The sequence below is a fragment of the Caballeronia arationis genome (assembly GCF_001544975.2).
GTDB classification, from domain to species: Bacteria; Pseudomonadota; Gammaproteobacteria; order Burkholderiales; family Burkholderiaceae; genus Caballeronia; species Caballeronia arationis.
Window position 1 is genome coordinate 1 of sequence record NZ_FCOG02000014.1, and the last position, 21,165, is coordinate 21,165.

Sequence of the window (21,165 nt, forward strand, 5' to 3'; positions counted from 1 at the left end):
GGATTCGCAGGCTGAATCTGAATGGTGTTCTGCGCGACCACTACTTTTTGCTGATCGCCCGATTTCAGGTTGCCCGCTTCGTGCGCCTGCTTGCGCAGCCGCTGAACGGAATCCATCACATCGTTGGGCTGCGCGAGAAACGCATCGCCGATCTGCTTGACCCAATCGGGCTTCGACGCCATGGTGGCCAGCACCTGCGGAAACGCAACGAGCGACTGCACGCTCGGGTCCCACGGCTGCGACGCGACCGCCTTCACGGCTTCGTCACCGGTCATCGATGCGTGAGACTTCGACCACGCCGCGGCCGATTCCACCTCCTTGGGGAACGTCGTGGCCATCAGCACTTGCGCGAGCAATGGATCAGGATAAAGGGCGACGGGCGCGGTCAGCGAATCGAGTTGTTGATTCGAGACCTTCGCCGCGGGTTGCGCATGGGTGAAGCTCGGGAACGCGATGCCCGTCGCGAGCGGCGCGACGAGCGCAGCGCAAAGCACGAGCACAGTTCGAGTGGATGCTTCGGAAAACTTCACGATCGAACCCTCCCAAGACGCATGTTCAAAGCCGCCCAATACGCATTCCAGCCGGCCCTGGAACTTGATATGTGAACCGGAAAATGGACCAGCGGTCCCGATGTTGTCGTAGAAAGAAGAGGCTTCGATTGTCACCGGCCGGCAGCACGGGACTGGGCGAAAAGAAAAGTTTCGCGTTGAGGTTCGTGTAGCGCAGGCCCGATGGTCTTCTTTTGAGCCGTGTCATTCCATGAAGGGAGAGGGTCGCGAGCAACGACAACCGGGCTTTGCGACATCGCGGGCCGACGGAACGGCACCGGTAAATCCTTCAACACTCGGCTCAGGACGCATGTGGCAAACGCTAGAGAAATTGTTGCCCCGGTGGTCGAGTTTATAAATGGGACTTTGGTCCAATAGCGGCAATTCTTCGGCGGTACTACGTTTAATGTGCGATACAAGGATGCGTAATGCACATCATAAGAAATAATAGTGTCGCTGTTTACCCGCATCGCTCATATTCGGAATCCCTGATTCAAGGGACCCGGCCGACCCGGGCGTTCCGGTCGCGGCGCCCAAGCGCGTGACGCGCGGCGGCTCGTTCCTCTGCAACGACGACTATTGCGTCAGCTACCGGCCAGGCGCACGGCGCGGCACCGATCCGTACAACAACATGTCGCATCTCGGCTTCCGGCTTGTGATGGACAAGGACGCCTGGGAGGGTTCGAACAAGCGTCACCAGGTCGCTCGCGCCGATGCTCGATCTCAACCTCGAACTCGATCGGCGCGCCGTCAGCGTCAGTTCAGTTTCACCGTGGGCCGCACACGTTCGCGGAGCCATTGGCTCGCGGCATACATCACCGCTCGCTTGATGCCCGTAAGGCCCACGATGTGTCTGCGGTAGAGGTGCCGGTAGCACGACGCCGCGAACCATCCGTCGATGAAAAGCGGCTGACGCAACAGCTCGCTCATCAAGGCTCCCGCCGCGCCCGCACGACCGAAGGAGATGAGCGTCCCCTGATCGCGGTAGGAGAAGAGCGGCACGGCGCGATCGTCGAGACGCCGCGCGAGCGCGTCGGCGAGGTAGACGGCCTGCTGATAGGCGGCCTGCGCGCGCGGCGGCACGAGCGCGTCGCCCTTCGATGCGGCGCACGCGGCGCAGTCGCCCATCGCGTAGATGCCCGAGCCGCACTCGGCCTGCAGCGTCCCGTCGACGATGACCTGTCCGAGCCGGTTCAACGGCAGCCCTTCGAGCGCGCGCAGGATAGGCGGTCCTTCCACGCCGGCGGCCCAGATGGTGATGTCGCTTGCGAGCGTTTCGCCATCCGCGGTCGAGACCGCATCGGACTCGACCGACCGCACGCGGCAGCCGAGGCGGACCTCGACGCCGAGCCCGGCGAGGACTTCCTGCGCGCGCGTCGAGATCCGCTCGGGCAGCGCGGGCAGCACCCGCGGCGCACCTTCGAGGAGACGAACGCGGATATCGCTCGCCGGGTCGAGCGAGGTGAGGTGATAGTCGCGCACCATCTCGGCGGAGCCGCGCAGCGCGGCGGCCAGCTCGACGCCGGTCGCGCCGCCGCCGATCACCGTCACCGAGACGGGCGTCCTGACGGTGCCGGGCGTCGCCTGCCGTTCCTCGCCCGAGCGCAGCAGGCTCGACAGCAGACGCCGCCTGAATGTCTCCGCCTGCTCCACCGTCTCCAGCGTCAGCGCATGCTGCTCGGCGCCCGGAATCGAGAAGAAGTTCGTGACGCTGCCAAGCGCGAGCACGAGCGTATCGAATGCGAGCGTCCTGCGCGGCCGAACCGGGCGGCCGTCGGCGTCGGTCGTCTCGTCTATGACGATCTCGCGGCGGCCGCGATCGATGCTCGAAAGCGCGCCTTGCTCGAAACGGAAGTGGTTCCATTTCGCGTGAGACGCGTAGTCGATCTGATGGCTCGACGCGTCGATCTGGCCTGACGCGACTTCGTGAAGGAGCGGCTTCCAGAAGTGCGTCGGGCAACGGTCGATGAGGGTCACTTCGGCCTGTCGCCGCTTGCCGACGCCATTGCCGAGCCGCGTCGCGAGCTCCAGTCCTGCGGCGCCACCGCCCACGATGACGATGCGGTGGGGCGAATCAACCTGTTGTTGCGCGTAAGGATTCAACATCATGGCTCTCCCGGAAGGGCTTCATCGATCGGACGAAAATGCGTGACTGAACGGCGCGGAGCCGCGGCGCAATGCATCGCTCAAGGGCACGCACCGCGTGATGCCCGAGCTGCGCGCCTCTTCCAGTCCGCGTTCGTCCACGCCCACCGCGGCGACGCGATGCGCGGGCGTCGCAAGCGTATGAAGCGCCACCGCATAGCGCGTCCCGCATGCGCTCGATGACAGGATCGCCGAGAAGTACGTGATGCCATCGTCGCCCAGGGTCTCGCTGATGGCGTTGTTCAGGCTCGCGGCGTTGAGTTCGCTCATGAGCAGAAGCGGGTAGCCGTCGTCCCGGACGCCTTCCAGGAAGCGCCTGAGCGCGGCGCTCTGCTCGTATTTCGCCGCGGGCTTCGTGTCTTCGCCAGTGCTGGTCCAGACGGGGTCCATGTTCGCCACGATCGCGTCGATTGCCATTTGCTTGCCTCTCGGAGTCGTTGAAAGCGTGTGTGTCGCCGCGGCCGGGGGCTCGCTTGACGACGTCGTGGGAAAAATATAAGTTCGCGAAAATATTTGCGCTATTTAGTATTTATCACCGACCCATAAGTTTTTACTAATGTTAAAGACGACAACCTTCCGGCAATTGAGGACGCTGCAGACCGTTGCGCGCGTGGGCAGCATCTCGGGAGCCGCCCTGGAGCTGCATCTCACGCAGCCGGCGGTGTCACTGCAGATTTCGCTTCTCGGCGAGGCGGCGGGAACGCCGCTTCTGCGCAGGGTGGGGCGCGAGGTGCAGCTCACCGCCGCGGGGGAGGTGATGGCGCGCTACGCGAACGAGATCCTGAGCCTCTGGAACGAGGCCGGTGAGGAAGTGGCGGCGCTGCGCGGCGAGCTCGGCGGAACGTTGCGCATTGGCGCCATCACGACGGCGGAGTATCTCGTTCCGCCGCTTCTCGTCAGATTTACGAAGGAAAGACCCGGTGTGAAGCTGCAATTCCGCATCGGTAATCGCGACGACATCGTGCGCATGCTCGCGACGAACGAGATCGACCTTGCCATCATGGGGCGCCAGCCACGCGAGTTGTGCACGAGCGCTGCGGCATTCGCGAAGCACCCGATGGCGTTCATCGCCGCTCCGTCGCATCCGCTCATGCGCGCAAAGCGTCTGCACCTGACCGATCTCGAGTCGGCGAACTTGCTGGTCAGGGAGCGCGGCTCGGGTACCCGGGTCGCGATCGAAGGTCTATTCAAGGAGGCCGGATTGAAGCTGCATGCCGCGTCGGAGCTATCGAGCAATGAAGCGATCAAGCAGCTCGTCGAAGCGGGACTCGGCGTCGCTTTCCTTTCGCTGCACGCGTGTGCGCTCGAGATGCAGGCCGGACTCCTCGCGAGGCTTCCCGTACCTGCCACACCGATCGAGCGGGCGTGGCACGTCGTGCATATGTCGGAACGGCGCCTGCCTCAGGTCGCTAACGCGTTTCGGGAGTTCCTGATCCAGTCGGGGGCAGCCGTAGCGGGCCTGGCATCGCCACCGGAGGTGCACAAGGCGAGTACGGGACGCAAACCGCAGAAGCTCTGACTTTCCAGTGGCGACCCCCGGCCCATCTGTTGAAGAATCACGGAAGCGCGGGCGTGAATGCGCGTTGTTCGATGCTAGAGCCTCGGGCGACGATCGCTGTGCTCTCGGGGATCTCCTGCCATGCGCCGGGAAGGTCGACGAGCGGCTCCGACAAAACCAGAAAGGCGTCGTCTCCCGCAGCCTTGATGCGTGGATCGTCGGGATACAGCTCGCCCAAATGCCGAAACGATGTGCTGTGAAATAGCGACCGTGACTCTGCCTCACTCGAGTAGCGAACGGCGACGATCTGCTCACCATCGGTTGCGCAGACGGTCATGTTGAGCGGATGCTCGATGCCATGTCTTCGTCCCGCTTCCTCGATGACCGCGACCATGCGCTCCAGCGCCTGAACAGGTGCGACTTGCAGGCCGAATGTGAGCGCGAGGAAGAACATGACCTCGGAATCGGTGGAACCCTCTACCGACGCGAACAATTCCGGATCGATCGCCAGCATCAGGTCGCGTCTGACCTTGGGGTATTCGCGTATCAGGCCGTTGTGCATGAAGAGCCAGCGTCCGTAGCGAAAAGGATGGCAGTTGGTTTCCTGAGCGGGGGTGTCGGTGGCTGCGCGTATGTGCGCGACGAAAAGCGGTGCGTGTACGGCGCGCGCCGCTTCGCGCAGGTTGCGGTCGCTCCAGGCCGGTTGCACGCATCGATAGCGAAACGGGGTGTCCGCCGAAGGTGCGTACCAGCCCACCCCAAAGCCATCCCCGTTAGTGGTCGTGTGACCTAGACGTGAATTCAGGCTTTGATCGATCAGTGAATGCTGTGCGCGGAACAGCACCGCGTCGAGTTGAATGGGGTTGCCCTTGTAGGCGAGCCAACGACACATGAATGTCTCCTGAGGAACATCAATGTACTTACTTCAAAGGTCCGTTTCACGACGAAGCGAGGCACCCGAGGCAGTAGCCGGATCACGCCGAGTCATTCATTTCGAACTCAAGCCGGATTCGCCGCGACAAAGTCCCTGAACGCAAAATATGCGGCGTTCTTCGTCGTACCGTCCGCCTGGATTAGCCCGTAGTCCGGATCGATCACGCTGTACATCATCACAGATTCGATGTTGTATTTGTCCTTGATCGACCGATATTGCCTGAGCGCCTTCGTCACATAGTCGGCGGCCGATTGCTGCGTATCTGCGCTGCCGGCCCAGCCCCACTCGGTCAGCCAGATCGGCATACCGAACGAGTCCTTCAGTACCTGCAGCACGTCCACGCACGCGTTGAAGCGCCCGCCGCACTGGATGTCGCCCGAGGTCTTGTACCAGTGATAGGTCGTGAAATCCCAGCGCAACGCCGCCGCGCCGGACACGCCCGCCGCGCTGCCATCGGGAGAGATGCCGTTCCAAAGCATCTGCAACGCGCGATAGGCCATCGGAATGCCGACGTTGACGCCGCACTTGATGGTCGGATCGATCGACCTCACGCCGTCGATCATCCCGCGCAGCGCGCCGCGAAACGAAGGCCAGTACGCCGGATTCCAGTCGGACGAGAGACTGCCGTCGCCGCCGATCTTGAGCGGCACGTCGAGTTCGTTGCCGCATTCGATGTGCGTCACGAGCCCTTTGAGCGGCCGCGTGCAATTCGCTCCCAGGTCGTGGCCGAGCGTGTACGCCGCAGATTCCGTGCTGGTCCAGTCCCAGCCAGCCGAGTACGGATTGAGCATGGGCAGGATCGACACGCCGCTGCCCGCGAATGCGCCCTTCAAGGCATCGGCGAGCACTTGCGACATGACGCTGCCCGCAGTGTCGCAGCGATAGTTGGTCACGCCGAGACTCTTGAGGATGGCCAGTTGATCGGCGGCCGACATCGTCTTGTAGATGCCGGTGCCAAACCCCATGTGGCCGTTGACGCCGTAAAAAAGACCTTGCGCCGATGCAACTGCCGACGGCGCCTTGCCGACGTTGTCCGTGGTCTGTGCCGCGCCGCCGCCCCCGCCGCACGCTGCAAGCACGCCGCTGCCCGCCGACGCCAGCATCATCGAGAGAAAAGTCCTGCGCGACCTGAGGGTCGCAGAATAGCTAGTCGCCATGATCGGCGAGCACCTGTTGCAATTCAATAATTCCGACCGGTTTGACGAGGTGGTGGGCGAACCCCGCCTCGTCCGACAGCCTCCTGTCCTCCTCCTGGCCGTATCCGGTGTACGCAACAAAAATGGCGTCTTCGGCTCCTGACAAAGCGCGAAGCTCGCGAGCCAGTTCGTAGCCGTTCATGCCGGGCAGGCCGATATCCAGGATGAACACGTCGAATGGCTCACGCTGAGCCCGCTTGATGGCGCTTTGAGCCTCATGCTCCACCACGACAGCGTTGCCGAGGACCTCCAGAACCATGCCCAGGGAGTCGGCCACGTCGACGTTATCGTCAACCACTAGAACGCGACGGCTCCTTGCTTCCCCGCGAGCAGGTTTCCGTTCGTCCACGATCACATCGGCAGGTTCACCGTCCACGCGTGGAAACCGGACGATGAACTCGCTGCCCTGACCCGTCCCTTTGCTGGATGCGCTGACCGTTCCCTCATGTTGCTCGACCAGACTTTTCACGAGTGCCAGCCCGATTCCCAACCCGTCCTCGGCGCGCACGGCAGTTCGTCCGCCTTGCTGGAAAAGGTCAAATGCCGTTCGCAACAGCTCAGGCGTCATGCCGATGCCGTTGTCCTCGACGCTAACGATAACCTCGGTAGGAGAAGCTTTTGTCGTCAAGTTGAGGCGACCGCCGTCCGCGGTGTACTTTGCGGCATTGTTAAGAAGATTGCTCAGAAGCTGCACCAGCCGCTTGTGGTCGCCGCAAACACAAAGGACATCCGCAGCCAGCTGCAAGGTAAGCCGATGCTTGTGCGCCTCGATCAACGGGCGGACTTGTTCCACCGACTCATGCACGATCTGATGAATATCGAGGATGCGCTTGTCCAGAGAAATCAGGCCTCGTGTGACGCGCGAGACATCGAGCAGGCCGTCGATCAGACTCTTCATATGGCCGATTTGCCGCCGAATCACGTCGCTGACCTGCAGCACGCGTGCATCCTCGGAGAGCAGCATCGACAGCATCTCCGCCCCTGCGACTATGGGCGCCAACGGATTGCGCAGCTCGTGAGCGAGCATTGCGAGAAAGTCGTCCTTGCGTCGATGAGCCTCGCGTAGCTCGTGCTCGGCCAGAACCTTTTCGTGGATATCCGTATTCGACCCGATCCATTTGACGATCGCGGCATCGTTGTCCCTGACCGCCACAGCGCGAGCCAGTGTCCACCGGTACGTCCCGGAATGATGACGCACGCGAAACACCGTTTCATAGGGATCGCCGGTCGCCACACTGTGGTTCCAGGCCGTTTTCACGCTGTCGAGGTCTTCCGGATGAACAAAGTGTTCCCACTCGGCGCCGTCCGCCGATGGAGGGCTTGCTCCGGCAAAATCACAGAAATGCTGATTGTAGTAATCGACATATCCGTCGGGTCGCGCCGTCCAGACGATGTGCGGCAACGCGTCGGTGATGAGCCGGAATTTTTCTTCGCCCAGCCGCCATGCGTCTGCTTCTTCGGTGGCTTTTTGCAGCGCCAGTGTGGTTGCACTCAGGGCCTCGCCGTGGCGAAAAACCTGCGCCTCGCTCTTGCTCAACTCTTCCTGAAGCAACCGCGAGCGTTCTCTGAGGGCTTCGTTCGCCTCCAGACTGTGCACATACGCCGTCACGTTCTCGACGCGATGGACGATATAGAGCAAACGGCCGTCAGCGGCCAGCACCGGAGCGTTTACGGGGCTCCAGTACCGAAATTCGAAGCCACCTTCCGTTCGATTGGGGACGTCATACCGCTGGATAGCCATGACATGTGGCTTTTTCGTGGCAACGACGGTCGCGAGCGAAGCGCGCAGGTTCGTCGTGGCGCCCGCCTCGGGAACCGCCGGGTTGTCGGGAAAAACGTCGAAGACGCCTTTTCCGATGATTTCTTCCCGAACCGTAAGCGTTTCTTTGAGATACGCGTCGCTTGCCGCGGCAATCGTGAAGGCGCAGTCGGGCCGCAAAATCAGCAGCGGGCTGGGTGTCGCTTCGAAAAGAAGCCGGAAATCCTCAGCCGGCAACGGACTCTGACTGTCCATGGCGTGAAGTCCAACGAGGGACAAACCTCCTCAGGGTAGGAAGTTGACACTAACGGACAGTGTATAAAGGCTCACCGCGTTAGCAAAGAGCCTTTTTCAAAGAGTCGTTTTATTTGCCAATCTTTCGAGATGCAGAAACTTTGTTCGACAACGCAACGGGCAAATGTCGAAACTGCGGTGTCTTGCTCTCGTAAATACCTAGAGTAGGATTGAGAAAGCGGTGAGGCGACAGCGCCCACGGCGCCATTGCGGGAGGGAACTCATGTCGCAAGCATGCTGGTCTCGTTCGGCGCGCTCGCGCTTTTCGCTTGTGCGCAGCCGCATGAAAAGGTGGCTCCTGGCGAGGACCAGTCGACGCTGATCGCGCGTCTCGGACCGCCGCGCGAAACCTACGATTTGCAGAATGGCGGCAAGCGCCTGATGTGGCCGACCCAGCCCATGGGTTCGACGACCACGGCGGCAGACGTCGATGCGTCGGGCAAGGTGGTGAGCGTACGCCAGGTGCTGCAGGAAACCGAGTTCTATCGCGCCGAAGTTGGAAAATGGACGCGCAATGACGTGCTCATCAACTTCGGCAAACCCTTCGAGACAGCCTACTTCAAGCGCACGGACAGACAGGTGTGGTCGTATCGGTACATGGAGAACAACATCGACCACATGATCTACAACTTCTCGTTCGACAATCAGGGCGTCCTGCGGGAGACGCAGAAGATGCCCGACCCAATGTACGAACGCGACCGGCGCGGCCGCTTCTAGATCCTGTCTGCGGTTTCGTTCGGGTTCATCGCATCGCGACTGCCAGGTTTTCCGCCCCGAGGCCGACGATCAGGTCGAACTGGCCGTTGGTGAAGGATTGCGTCGCGGGGACGCCGGCCGCCTTCAATGCGGCGGTGTCGAGCCGCGAGGCGTCGGACAGCGAGACGCGCAGGCGCGTGGCCGCAAGCGCTTCGAGGTTCGTGATGTTGGCGGCGCCACCCAGCGCCGCGCGGATCTTCTCCGCACGCTCCTTCTGATGCGTCGCGATGTGCGCGGGGGCCGCGACGTCTGTCGCGGGAGCCGTGGCTTCGGCGACAGGCGTTGCACCCGTTGGGAGGTCGGCGTCGCTGCCTGCCGACTTCAGGTATTCCTGCATGTCCGTCTTCATGTTCTCCGAAAGCGGCCCGAAGATCGCCTGCACGCCATTGCCGACCCGCACGACGCCCGCGGCGCCGAGCGCCTTGAGCCTGCCTTCGTTGACGAGCTTCGGGTCCTTCACGGAGATGCGCAGACGCGTGATGCAGGCGTCCAGGCTGGTGATGTTCGAACGGCCGCCGAAGGCGAGCACGAGGTCGCGCGAACGTCCGCCAACGCCGCCCGTGCTGACCGCCGCTGCTTCGTCTGTGTCGTCTTCGCGGCCGGGCGTCTTGAGATTGAAGCGGCTGATCACGAAGCGGAACACGCAGTAATAGATCGCGGCGTAAATCGGACCGAGGATGAACACGTACCAGGCATGAGTCGCCTTGTTGCCGATCAGGTTGAACATCACCAGGTCGATGGCGCCTTGCGAGAAGGTGAAGCCCATGTGCATGTTCAGGGTGTTGGCAACGAACTGCGCCGACGCCGCGAGGCACGCGTGGATGAAGTAAAGGACTGGGGCGACGAAGAGAAAGGCGAACTCGATCGGCTCGGTGATGCCGGTCAGGAATGAAGTCAACGCAGCCGAGACCATCATCCCGCCGACGGCGACCTTCTTCTCCGGCTTGGCACAGTGCCAGATTGCAATCGCCGCGGCCGGCAGGCCGAACATCTTGAACAGGAACGCGCCCGACAGGATGCCTGCGGTCGGATCGCCCGCGAAGAAGCGGGTGATGTCGCCGTGTACCGTCTTGCCGGTTGTCGGGTCGAGGAAGCTGCCCGCCTCGAAGAAGAACGGCACATTCCAGATGTGGTGCAGGCCGAACGGAATCAGGAGACGCTCGACGAAGCCATAGACCGTCGCGGCGGTGCGCGGGTCCGAGACCGCCGCCCAGTGCGAGAACGCCTTGATCGCGCCGCCGATCGGCGGCCATACGACGGACAGGATCCCGCCAAGCACGATTGCACCGATCGCCGTCACGATAGGCACGAAGCGCTTTCCCGCGAAGAAGCCGAGATAGGCAGGCAGCGAGATCCTGTAGTACCGGTTGAAGAGCCACGCCGCCAGACCGCCCGCCAGGATGCCGCCGAACACGCCGGTCTGGATGGAAGGAATGCCCATGATCATGTCGGGCTCGAGGCCCTGTGCCTTGGCGATCACCCCCAATGTTGCCGTCATGACGAGATAACCGATCGTTGCGGCGATGCCCGAGACGCCGTCGTTCTCGGTGAAGCCGAGCGCGACGCCGATCGCGAAGATGAGCGGCAGATTGCCAAAGATCACGTCGCCCGCGTTTTTCATCAGCGCGAGCACGGTGAGTGGAACGTAGCCGTGGAAATCGGTGGCGCCGAGACCGAGCAACAGGCCGGCCACAGGGAGCACGGCGACCGGCAGCATCAGTGATTTGCCGACTTTCTGCAAGACTCCGAACGCATGCGTGAACATGGAACGTCTCCTGGTGAAGCGCTTATTCTGCGAAGGGAGCGAGAAGGGCGCGGACTTCGGCGGCGGTGCCGAGCTGCAGCACCTCGCCGGCCAGCTTGCGCGCTTCGTCCATCGTCAGCCGCGCAAGCTGGGCCTTGATCGAGCCGACCGCGGGAACGCTCACCGAAAGCTCGTCGATGCCGAGGCCCACGAGCACGGGCACGGCCATCGCATCCGAGGCGATGCCGCCACAGACGCCCACCCATTTGCCGTGCTTGTGCGCGCCATCGACCGTCATGCCGATGAGCCGCAGCACCGCGGGGTGGAGCGCATCGGCTTGCTTGGCGAGCTTCGGATGCCCGCGGTCCATCGCGAGCGTGTATTGCGTCAGGTCATTGGTCCCGATCGAGAAGAAATCGACTTCGCGTGCGAGCGGCTCGGCGATCAGCGCGGCCGCCGGCACTTCGATCATCACGCCGACCTTGACGCTGTCCGCGCGATCGCCGGCTTCTTCGGAAAGGATCTTCCTGGCCGCCCGCACTTCTTCGATCGTGGTAATCATCGGGAACATCACGTGCAGGTTGCCGATGGGTGCCGCCCGCAAGATCGCGCGCAGTTGCGTGCGGAAGATATCGGGACGGTCGAGGCTCACGCGCACGCCGCGCAGGCCGAGGAAGGGGTTGTCCTCCCGGGGCAGCGGCAGGTAGGAGAGCGGCTTGTCTCCGCCGACGTCGAGCGTGCGGACCACGAGCGTACGTTCGCGGCCGAGCGCTTCGGCCACCGCGCAATATTCAGCGGCCTGTTCGTCTTCGGACGGCGCGGTGTCGCGGTCGTCGAACAGGAACTCCGAACGCAGGAGGCCCACGCCTTCCGCGCCGGCCGCAACCGCATCGCGCGCTTCCTGCGCGTTGCGGATGTTCGCGACGACTTCGACACGGTGACCGTCGGCCGTCATGGCGACCTTGCTCGCGGCGAGCTTCTCGTCTTCGCGCTTGGCCGTCTGGCGCCTGATGCGTTCGTGCGCTTTCTCGAGTTCCCCGGCGCTCGGGTTGCGCCGCAAGCTGCCACGCGAGCCGTCGAGCACGACGGGTGTGCCGTTCGCGAGTTGCAGCGCATCCTCGTCGATGCCGCAGATGGCCGGGATGCCGAGCGAGCGCGCGAGGATCGCGACGTGGCTCGTGGCGCCGCCGGTCGTCGTACAGAAGCCGAGCACCTTGCTGCGATCCAGCGAGGCGGTGTCGGACGGCGAGAGTTCCTCGGCGATCAGAATCGACTCGTCCGGCACGTCGATCCGCGCCTCTTTCACGCCGGCAAGCAGCCCCAGCACGCGGCGGCCGACGTCGCGGATATCGCCGGCGCGTTCGCGCAGCAGCGGGTTGTCGAGCTTCTCGAGCATGGCCGCCTGCTGCTGGAATGCGTCGCGCCACGCGAAGCCCGCGCTCTTGCCTTCGCTGATGCTGCGGATCGCCATGTCGTTCAGGTCAGGGTCTTCGAGCAGTTCGAGGTGCGCGTCGAGGATCTGCGCCTTGGAGGGATCGGTGAGCCTGGCCTTGAGCGCTTCGATTTGCTGACGCGCATCGTGGCGGGCCGAGTCGAAGAGCGCACGTTCTCGCTGCGGCGATTCGCCCGCTTCCCTGACGTCGATGACTTCCTGCCGGAACTGCACGACCTTGCCGACGGCGAGCCCGGGCGAGGCCGATACGCCGGTCAGTTCGTTGGCATCGGCAGGAGCCGTGCGCGTGTCGGCGGCGGGTGAAGCCGCTGCCGCGCCCGGTGCGGGAGCGGGTGCGTCGCCGGGTTTTTCGCCCGAACCTGCCGCGAGCAAGCGCGCGAGCGCGCCAGCGGCTTCGGCCGCATCGGGACCGGCAGCCTGGACACGCACCTTGTCGCCGAAGTTCGTCGCGAGCCCCATAAGCGACACGACCGACTTGGCGTTCGCGCTGTCGCTGCCGCGCAGCAGGCGGATGTCGGACTTGTACTTCTTCGCTTCGACCGCGAGCACCGCGGCGGGCCGCGCATGCAGGCCTGCGGGATTCGGCAGGGTGACTTCGTCGGAGAGGATTGCGCCGGTCGCCCCTGTCGTCTCTTCCTCGACCGCACCGCCGACGAGCTCGACGGACAGCGCAGCATCGGTGCCTGCGGTGACGAGCCCCTTCGCCGGCACATAGCGCGTCACGAGATCGCCGTTTGCAATCACCATCTGCGTCAGCAGGCTCGCCGCCCTGGCGCCGACGACGAGCGGATCGAAGCGGATCAGCGGCTGGCCCGTAGCGACGATATCGCCTTCCTTGACCAGCGGAGTGAATCCTTCGCCGCGCAACATCACCGTATCGAGCCCGATGTGCAGCAACACTTCGAGCCCGTTATCGCCCGTGATGGTCACGGCGTGGCCCGCGCGATGCAGTTGCGTGACTTTGCCGGGAAGAGGGGCGAGCAGTTCGTCCGAGGTCGGGTCGATCGAAACACCGTCGCCGACCATTTTCTGCGCGAACACTGGGTCCGGTACGGTATCCAGCGGCACCATGACACCCGAGAGTGGCGCCGTCAAATCGATGCGTGCTGGACGCTGAGGAGCTTTCATCTCGACGACTCCTTTTGTTTGTCGCTCGGCTGATGGATTTGATCTGAGCGGCGAGCCCAGGGTTATGTTCAGGATTGACTGGTCTGAAGTTAAACCCTGTGCGAGCCGGACGCCGCGTTTCAATGGAGGTGAACCGACGTAGCTGAATCATAGGCAACGACTTTGCGATTCGCTGCCAAAAATAGTGCAGACGCGTCGTTTTGCGGGCCGTTTTCGAACTGGTCGAAGCGGTTCGAAGAGCGACGCTGCAACAATCGGCCTGCGACCCTCGGTTATCGCAACAACAAGACCGAAGTCGGCTCAAATGCAAAGACAGGTTGCGCGAAGATGCTGCTCCGGAGAAACACGTACTCCGTAGGCATCTCGCTCCCGTGACCTTGGACCAAGGTCCAATACCTGTCGACGTGCGCCAGGCCTATTCTTGACCTGACGTGTTTTGTAGAGATTCACATGACAACGTCCACGGCCGCTTGGCGGCTGTTGTCCGTTCGGCTGATTTGCACGAGACGTGGGCGGCAATCTCCGGTGCGCAAGGACCGAATCGGCCGCATTTCAATCGAGGAGACTCTCATGAAGCGTCGTACCTTCTTTTCGCTGACCGCCATCGCCCTGGCCAGTTCGCTGGCCGCTTGCAACACGGCTTCGACTCCGACGGAAGCGACCAACAAGCGCCGTGAAATCGATACCGGCGTCGATGCCGCCCTCAGCAAACTGTACAGCTCGACGCCAGGCGCGCAGGCGCAGGGCGCCAAGGCCAAGGGCATTCTCGTCTTTCCGTCGGTGATCGCTGCAGGTCTGGTGGTCGGCGGCGAATATGGCGAAGGCGCGTTGCGCGTCGGAGGCTCGTCGATCGGCTATTACAAGACGAGTACCGCATCGTTCGGCTTGCAGATCGGCGCGCAGTCCAAGGCCGTGATCCTCATGTTCATGACCGACGACGCGCTGACCAAATTCCGGACGAGCGACAAGGGCTGGACCGCCGGCGTGGATGGCTCGGTAGCGGTGGCTAAGACCGGTGCCAACGGTGCGCTCGACACCGCAACGACGAATTCACCGATCGTGGGCTTTGTGGTGACCAACTCCGGCCTGATGGCCAACCTCAGCTTCGAAGGCACCAAGGTCAGCAAGCTCGATATCTGATATCGGGCCACGGCGCATGACCATCGAGGCGTAGTTCGGGCGCGTGCGCACGCAGGTCGATAGCCCTTCCCGGGAACTGGCGTGAGGTTCAGCAATTTCCCTGGGATGGACGCCATCGTCATGTGGGCGCGCCCGGCACTGGCCCGGCCATAGACATCGGTGCAAGGCCCCGAGCGGACGAAGCACGTTCGCAAGGGGGCCGGGTCGAGGGCGCGTACACGGAGGCGATGGTTATGCACGTGCGCTGGATTGCCGCGTGCAGATCCTCGAGGTGACCTGCCGGGAGAAAAATCATGCTGCTCACACCGACTAGCCGACGGGTGTTGTCCAGGGAACTGCTCGATGTTCTGATCCGTGCGGGGCTCGTTGTTGTTCTCGCCATGTTCTGTTTCAGGATCTTCGCCCCGTTCCTGAACCTCATGGTCTGGGCGTTGATCCTCGCGATCACGCTGTATCCGCTTCAAGTCAGACTCCGGCCTGTGTTCGCCAACAAGGACGGTCTGACCGCTACGCTCATCGTGCTCATCGCGTTTGTCGTGATTCTCGTGCCGACCTATCTGCTGGGCGTCGCGGTGGCCGAATCGATAGACCATGCGAAGGACATCTTCCAAAGCGGCAGCTTCCGCGTTCCACCGCCTGCCGAGTCCGTGGCCAGCTGGCCGCTGGTCGGCCCGAAGGTGTACGGTTTCTGGCAGCAGGCATCGACGGATATCACCGGTCTTGCGCAGAAGTTCACTCCACAACTCAAGGATGCCGGTCTCGCTCTGCTCGGAACGATTACCGGTCTCGGCGCGGGGCTGCTGCTGTTCTTCGCGGCCCTGATTGTCGCCGGCATACTCATGGCGTTTGGCGACTTGGGCCACAAAAGCGCAGTGGAGATCGCCTCGCGCATCTTCGGACCGGAAAACGGCTCGCAGATCGCCGATCTTTGCACGGCCACCATTCGCGCGGTCGCTCAGGGCGTGGTCGGGATCGCGTTCATCCAGATGCTGCTCATAGGTGTCGCGTTCATCGTCATGGGCATTCCGGGCGCGGGTCTGCTGGCGCTCGCGGTGCTGCTGATCGGCATCATGCAGTTGCCCGCCACGCTGATCACCGTGCCCGTGATTGCCTTCGTGATCGTCACGGAAGGCGTGAGCGTAATCACGATCATCTTCTCGATCTATGTGTTCGTCGCGGGGCTTGCCGATAACGTGCTCAAGCCCTTGATGCTGGGCCGCGGCGTTGCGGTACCCATGCCCGTGGTGCTGATCGGCGCGATCGGGGGCATGGTGACGGGCGGCGTGATCGGTCTCTTCATCGGACCCGTGATGCTGGCAGTCGGGTATCAGCTGTTCTGGCGATGGGTGAGAGACCAGTACCAGCCGCCCCCCGACGAGCTCCAGGAACAAAAGCAGTCTTGAAGCTGCGGGGACGGTTCCGTGTCGCCTTTCATGCGCTCGTACGGGATGGCGATACTGCTTGGCGCAGGCTGCCTGAGCGGATGCATGCGGGTGGGTCCGGACTTTCAGCCTCCGCATGAGAGCTTGAGCGAGCACTGGAGCAGCGAATCCATCGCGCGGGTCACGCAACAGGCAGCGCAGCCCGACGTGCGGCAGTGGTGGCAGATTTTCAGCGACGGAAACCTCGAGCGCCTGATCGCGCAAGCCGATGCCAACAATGGCGATGTGAAGATCGCCGGCCTGCGTGTCATCGAAGCCCGTGCGCAACTGGGCATCGCGCTCGCGGGACGCTACCCTCAGGTGCAGCAGGCCAACGCTGACGTGTTTTACGGGGCGCGCAAGCGTTCGGATGGATTCAATACCCGCTCGGGCGGTTACTGGCAGTACGGTGCGGGCTTGAGCATCGGATGGGAGCTCGACTTCTGGGGGCGTTTCAGCCGCGCGATCGAGTCGGCCGACGCCGGGTTCTTCGCCGCGCAAGCCAACCGCGATGCGGCGTTGGTGCTGTTGCACGCGCAGGTCGCCGATACGTATTTCACGCTGCGCACGGCCGAGGCGCGCCTGCGCATTGCGCGCGAGAACGCTCAGTTGCAAAAGCGCAGCTTCGAGATTGCGCAGAAGCTCTTCAAGAGCGGCGAGACCGATGAACTGGATCTCCAGCAGGCAAAGACGCAGTACCTGGGCACACTGAGCAGCATCCCCGAGTTCGAAAGCCAGATCGTGCTCGCGCATCATGCGCTGTCCGTGCTGATCGGGCGACCGCCCGGCCCGCTGCCGGAACTCGACGTGCAGTCCGGGAAGGAAGGCGTCGTCCCGCTGGTGGACCATGTGGTGTTGCAGGATGTGCCGGCGGATCTGCTGTTGCGTCGCCCCGACGTTCGCGCCGCCGAGTATCAGATGGCCGCGCAGTCGGCACTCATCGGCGTGGCGAAAGCCGATCTCTATCCGTCCGTCTCGTTGCTGGGCTCGCTCGTATGGAGCGCGAGTTCGCTGACCGGCTCACCGAACACGCTGGCCCTGGTTGCTGGCCCGAGCGTCACATGGAACATTTTCGATCACGGGCGAATCACCAACAACGTGCGCGTGCAGGACGCCCGACTGCAGCAGCTGACCGTCGTCTACCAGAACACCGTGCGCTCAGCGGCCCGCGAGGCCGACGACGCCGCCACGGCGCTGATCGCCGCATTGCAGCGAGACACTATCCTGAACGACGCGCAAGGGGCCGCGCGGCGCTCGCTCACGCTCGCCAACACGATCTACAGGGAAGGGTACTCGGACTTCCAGCGGGTCCTGGACGCGCAGCGTGCACTCTTCGCGCAACAGGACAACTACGTCGTCAACCGCAGCAACGCGGTGGGCGGTCTGATTGCGCTCTACAAGGCTCTCGGCGGAGGCTGGTATTCGGAACAGCCGCTCGTCGATTCCGCGACGCGCCGGCAGATGCAGCAACGCACCGACTGGGGCGACTTGCTGGACGAGCCGAATGCTCCGTCCGCCACCAGCAGCCCGTCTGAAGAATCGTCCCCATGAGCGACAAGCCCGAGCCTACCGCTGCCACGCCGCCGAACCTGCCGGCGCCTCCCGCCGACCCGTCGGGCAAAGCGGTGAAGGTGGTCGTCTGCGTGATCGTCGTCAGCCTGATCTGGTATCTGCTCGCCGATCGTTTTACTCCTTATACGCAACAGGCACGCGTTCAGGCGTACGTCGTATCCGTCGCTGCGGAAGCGTCGGGTCGAGTGACTCGCGTCCTCGTGCATAACAACCAGGAAGTCAGGGCCGGGGATTTACTCTTCGAGATCGATGGCGAGCCGTATCGGATCGCCGTCGACCGCGCGCGGGCCGACCTCGAGTCGACGCGCCGGCAGGTCGGCGCCGGCACGGCCGGGATCGATTCGGCGCGCGCATCGTTGCGCGCGGCAATCGCCAATGAGATCAAGGCACGCCAGGACAGCGACCGCCTCGAAAGGCTGTACCGCGATGATGAAGGCACCGTCTCGCTGCGACGCCTCGAAGTGGCGCGAGCGACGCACGAGCAGGCCCAGAGTCAGGTTGTCGCGGCACGTGCGGAAGTGGAACGGGCACGCGAGCAGCAGGGCGGCAATGAGTCGGAGAACGCCCAACTGCGTGCCGCTGCCGCTGGTCTTGAAAAGGCCGAACTCGATCTTGCCAACACGCGGATCACGGCGCGCTCGGGTGGTGTGATCACGGATCTGCGCGCGGAGGTCGGTCAGTTCGCAGCGGCGGGCAACCCCGTCATGACGCTGATTGCCATCCGCGATGTGTGGATCAGCGCGGATATGACCGAAAACAATCTGGCGCATCTTGAGCCCGGCACGGCCGTGGAGATTGCGCTGGACGCGCTGCCGGGCGAAGTTTTCCGGGGGCGGGTTCGCAGTATCGGATACGGCGTGAGCGTGGGCCAGCCCGCGCCGCCCGGCAGCCTGCCGACCGTGCAGAACAGCCGCGACTGGCTGCGCCCTGCGCAACGCTTTCCCGTAATCGTCGAGTTCGACCAGGGTGAGCGGGCGCGCCTTAACAACGTTCGTGTCGGCGGGCAGGCCGAGGTGATGGCGTTTCCCGGTTCGGGCAATCCGCTCAACCCGCTCGGCAGAGTGTTCCTGCGTGTGATGAGCTGGTTTTCATACCTCTACTGAGACGCCCATGCAACGCGAGCTTCAGCGCCCTGGTTATCGCACGTTGCGCGTTGCCGTCGGTACCGCACTGTGTCTTTCGATCAGTTTTGCACTCGACCTGCCGATTCCCGTGGTCGCGCCGGTGTTCGTCGTCTTTCTGCTCGCCACGCAGACGCGGCCGCTGTCGTTCAAGACTGGCCTCGCGCTTGCGTTGGTCGTCGGGTTGACGACGGGCAGCGGCCTGCTCCTTGTCCCGTTGCTTCGGCATTACGCGTTCGCTGGAGTGATGCTGGTCGGCCTCCTGCTCTTCCTCGCGTTTCGCTATGGTCTGCGCGGCGGGAACAATCTGGTCTCGACCTTTCTGGTGGCCGGACTGACGATGATTTCCGCTGCGGGAACCGCTGACTTCCAGCTGGCCGTGACGGTTGTCGGCGCGCTGGTGCAGGGACTTTTGCTTGCCGTGCTGGTGTCGGCATTGACTCATGTACTCTTTCCGGAGCCCGCGAGCATGCGGGCGCAGCCAGCCGCCCGGGTGATGCCCGACGACCAGGCTGTGCGCATCGCGCTGCGCGCCGCGCTGGTCGTCATGCCGGCGTATCTGCTCGCCATGGCCGATCCGGCGAGCTACATGCCGATCATCATGAAGTCCGTCAGTCTGGGCAGACAAAGCTGCACCACGACGGCTCGCAGCGCGGCGCGCGATCTGATCGGTTCGACGCTGCTCGGTGGCCTGCTGGCGATCATGTTCTGGTTCGCACTCAGGCTCTTTGTGCACCTGTGGATGTTCTTTCTGTGGATGCTGCTGTTCGGCCTGTTGGTGGGACGCAAGCTGTACGGCATCGGCCCGACGCGTTACTCGCCGGGCTTCTGGCTGAATAGCCTGGTCACCATGATCATTCTGCTCGGCCAGTCGGTGCAGGACAGCGCCGCGGGAAAGGACGTCTACACGGCGTTCGCGGTGCGTATGGGGCTCTTTGTGGCGGTCACGGTCTACGCGTGTCTGATGTTGCTGATTTTCGAGCAACGAAGCCGCGCGCGATGACACTGCGCGCACCCGCGCCTCGGGCCGACGCACACATCGGCGTTCCTGCTGATGACGCGCACGATGACACGCACGCCCAAGCGGGCGCGCACGATGAAGGAGGTGCCTGCGATGGGAAATATGACACGCGACGCGGTTGTGCACCTGCGGGCACGCGAGATCTTGCGGGAATCCGGCAGGACCCTCTGGTACCTGCGAGCGATCCTGGCTGGCCTTCTGGTGCTGTTCGCGCTGCTGACGGTCGCCATGTATTACATGGGAGACCCGGTCGAGACGGTGAAGCGAACGGCTTCGCCGTGGGGGGAAACCGTGTATTTCTGCGCGATCACGGCGCTGACCATCGGGTACGGCGATGTGGTCCCAACGTCAACTTTCGGCCGAATCGATGCGATATTGCTTGGCCTGCTCGGCATGGTGTTCACGGGGCTGATCGTTGCTGCAGCTGTCAGGGGCGTGCAGGAAGCTGCGCGCCGGGCGAGCCTTCAGGATTAGTCTGGGGGCGCTGCCGGAAGAACGAGACTGGCAGGCTGGCGGTCTCGCAAAAATGCGCCGGCGCCTCGCGGATACGAATCCGTGTGGAGAGAGGCAGGAGAGCATCATGACTCGACGGTCGAAATGCATTGCTGCGTTGACGACGGCTGCGATAAGCAGCTGGGCGTTCGCGACCGACCCCCCACCGGTCGACGCCGGCACGCAGTGGCAGTTCGCAGTGGGACCTTACCTCTGGTTGCCCACCGTGAGCGGGACACTGCGCTTCACGGTGCCCGGCGGCGGCGCCGACGCGTCCAGCGGCCCGTACAACTATCTGCAGAACCTCAGGTTCGCGTTGATGCTGCAGGGGGAGGCGCGCAAGGGCGAGTGGAGTATCTTGGCCGACGCCATCTACCTCAACTTCGGCCGACACGAGGCTGCTGTCAATGCGACGAACGGTGTCCTCGGCACGCGCGAAACGCAGCACGACGTACAGACGAGTTTTGCGGGGACGCTGATCCAGCTCGGCGGCAGCCGCACTCTCGTGTGGCGGGAATGGGGATACCTCGATGCAGTCGCGGGAATGCGCTATCTCGGTGTAAAGGGAACACTCGACGTCGGAATCGGCGCGACAGTTGGCTCAGGACCCGGGGCCAGTACGAACTTTCATGTTGCGCAGATGCAGAACCTCTTCAACGGTTTTGCGGGCGTGCGCGGACGTGCGACCATCACCCGGGACGGCGCCTGGTACATCCCTTTCTATCTCGACGTCGGGACCGGCACCTCAAAGTTCACATGGCAGGCGCTGACAGGGGTGGCCTACGCGACAAGGCGCGTCGACTTCGGCCTGCTTTATCGCTACCTCGCGTTTTACGGCTCGGGCGATCAACTCGTACAAACGCTGCGCTTTAGCGGCCCGAGCATAAATGTGACCTTCAAGTTCTGATCGCGCTTTGGCGGCCGTTCGGATCGAAAGACGCCG

17 protein-coding genes and 1 pseudogene are annotated in these 21,165 nt (G+C 63.3%); 10 read left to right on the top strand and 8 right to left on the bottom strand.

The annotated features are described in order from the left end of the window. Positions 1–530 (bottom strand): DUF3300 domain-containing protein (locus tag AWB81_RS10760; RefSeq protein ID WP_144444126.1); only part of this gene is annotated, 530 nt, incomplete at its 3' end. Positions 531–1,029: 499 nt separating this feature from the next. On the opposite strand from AWB81_RS10760, the pseudogene AWB81_RS46805 reads away from it, so the two are divergent. Then, positions 1,030–1,260: pseudogene (locus AWB81_RS46805) on the top strand (SUMF1/EgtB/PvdO family nonheme iron enzyme); the annotation flags it as partial. A 44-nt stretch (positions 1,261–1,304) separates the two neighbouring features. On the opposite strand, the gene AWB81_RS10770 reads toward AWB81_RS46805, so the two are convergent. Both AWB81_RS10770 and AWB81_RS10775 read right to left on the bottom strand, forming a co-directional pair. Further along, positions 1,305–2,657, bottom strand: coding sequence for an NAD(P)/FAD-dependent oxidoreductase (locus AWB81_RS10770; RefSeq protein ID WP_062635041.1), 1,353 nt, complete (start codon positions 2,655–2,657; stop codon positions 1,305–1,307). An 18-nt stretch (positions 2,658–2,675) separates the two neighbouring features. Then, a complete protein-coding gene (locus AWB81_RS10775) occupies positions 2,676–3,110 on the bottom strand; it encodes a hypothetical protein (RefSeq protein ID WP_062635043.1) in 435 nt (144 codons plus the stop codon). 139 nt (positions 3,111–3,249) lie between these two features. Between AWB81_RS10775 and AWB81_RS10780 the strand changes: the two genes are divergently transcribed. Then, positions 3,250–4,212, top strand: coding sequence for a LysR family transcriptional regulator (locus AWB81_RS10780; RefSeq protein WP_062635045.1), 963 nt, complete (start codon positions 3,250–3,252; stop codon positions 4,210–4,212). A gap of 37 nt (positions 4,213–4,249) precedes the next feature. On the opposite strand, the gene AWB81_RS10785 is transcribed toward AWB81_RS10780, so the two are convergent. The 3 genes from AWB81_RS10785 to AWB81_RS10795 form a co-directional block, all read right to left on the bottom strand. After that, the gene (locus AWB81_RS10785; protein ID WP_062635047.1) at positions 4,250–5,083 is read right to left on the bottom strand and encodes a class II glutamine amidotransferase; all 834 of its coding nucleotides are present in this window, start codon (positions 5,081–5,083) and stop codon (positions 4,250–4,252) included. 107 nt (positions 5,084–5,190) lie between these two features. Next, positions 5,191–6,282: a glycosyl hydrolase gene (locus AWB81_RS10790; RefSeq protein WP_144444127.1), complete on the bottom strand. Its 1,092-nt coding sequence runs from the start codon at positions 6,280–6,282 to the stop codon at positions 5,191–5,193. Continuing rightward, on the bottom strand, positions 6,272–8,335 hold the full coding sequence (locus AWB81_RS10795; RefSeq protein WP_062635051.1) for a PAS domain-containing hybrid sensor histidine kinase/response regulator: 2,064 nt from the start codon (positions 8,333–8,335) through the stop codon (positions 6,272–6,274). The genes AWB81_RS10790 and AWB81_RS10795 overlap by 11 nt, the downstream gene beginning before the upstream one ends. A 273-nt stretch (positions 8,336–8,608) precedes the next feature. Here AWB81_RS10795 and AWB81_RS10800 point away from each other — a divergent pair, with 273 nt between their 5' ends. Next, entirely contained in the window at positions 8,609–9,091 is a 483-nt protein-coding gene (locus tag AWB81_RS10800; RefSeq protein WP_062635053.1) for a hypothetical protein, read from the top strand. Positions 9,092–9,116: 25 nt separating this feature from the next. Here AWB81_RS10800 and ptsG read toward each other — a convergent pair whose 3' ends face one another. Together ptsG and ptsP are read right to left on the bottom strand one after the other, a co-directional pair. Then, entirely contained in the window at positions 9,117–10,895 is a 1,779-nt protein-coding gene (gene ptsG / locus AWB81_RS10805; RefSeq protein WP_062635055.1) for a PTS glucose transporter subunit IIBC, read from the bottom strand. A 22-nt stretch (positions 10,896–10,917) separates the two neighbouring features. Beyond that, positions 10,918–13,455: a phosphoenolpyruvate--protein phosphotransferase gene (gene ptsP, locus AWB81_RS10810; RefSeq protein ID WP_062635056.1), complete on the bottom strand. Its 2,538-nt coding sequence runs from the start codon at positions 13,453–13,455 to the stop codon at positions 10,918–10,920. A 570-nt stretch (positions 13,456–14,025) separates the two neighbouring features. Here ptsP and AWB81_RS10815 point away from each other — a divergent pair. The 7 genes from AWB81_RS10815 (at position 14,026) to AWB81_RS10845 (ending at position 21,129) form a co-directional block, all read left to right on the top strand. After that, positions 14,026–14,595 (top strand): BPSL1445 family SYLF domain-containing lipoprotein, encoded by a 570-nt coding sequence (locus AWB81_RS10815; RefSeq protein ID WP_062635058.1) that lies wholly within the window; start codon positions 14,026–14,028, stop codon positions 14,593–14,595. 293 nt (positions 14,596–14,888) lie between these two features. Continuing rightward, entirely contained in the window at positions 14,889–15,998 is a 1,110-nt protein-coding gene (locus tag AWB81_RS10820; RefSeq protein ID WP_062635060.1) for an AI-2E family transporter, read from the top strand. Positions 15,999–16,028: 30 nt separating this feature from the next. Further along, entirely contained in the window at positions 16,029–17,567 is a 1,539-nt protein-coding gene (locus tag AWB81_RS10825) for a TolC family protein (protein WP_200822481.1), read from the top strand. Then, positions 17,564–18,691, top strand: coding sequence for an HlyD family secretion protein (locus AWB81_RS10830; RefSeq protein WP_062635064.1), 1,128 nt, complete (start codon positions 17,564–17,566; stop codon positions 18,689–18,691). Before AWB81_RS10825 ends, AWB81_RS10830 begins: the two co-directional genes overlap by 4 nt. Positions 18,692–18,698: 7 nt before the next feature. Continuing rightward, entirely contained in the window at positions 18,699–19,712 is a 1,014-nt protein-coding gene (locus AWB81_RS10835; RefSeq protein ID WP_062635066.1) for a DUF2955 domain-containing protein, read from the top strand. A 111-nt stretch (positions 19,713–19,823) separates the two neighbouring features. Further along, positions 19,824–20,204, top strand: coding sequence for a potassium channel family protein (locus AWB81_RS10840; protein WP_062635251.1), 381 nt, complete (start codon positions 19,824–19,826; stop codon positions 20,202–20,204). A 106-nt stretch (positions 20,205–20,310) separates the two neighbouring features. Continuing rightward, positions 20,311–21,129: a hypothetical protein gene (locus tag AWB81_RS10845; protein ID WP_062635068.1), complete on the top strand. Its 819-nt coding sequence runs from the start codon at positions 20,311–20,313 to the stop codon at positions 21,127–21,129. The last annotated feature ends 36 nt before the right edge of the window (positions 21,130–21,165 follow it).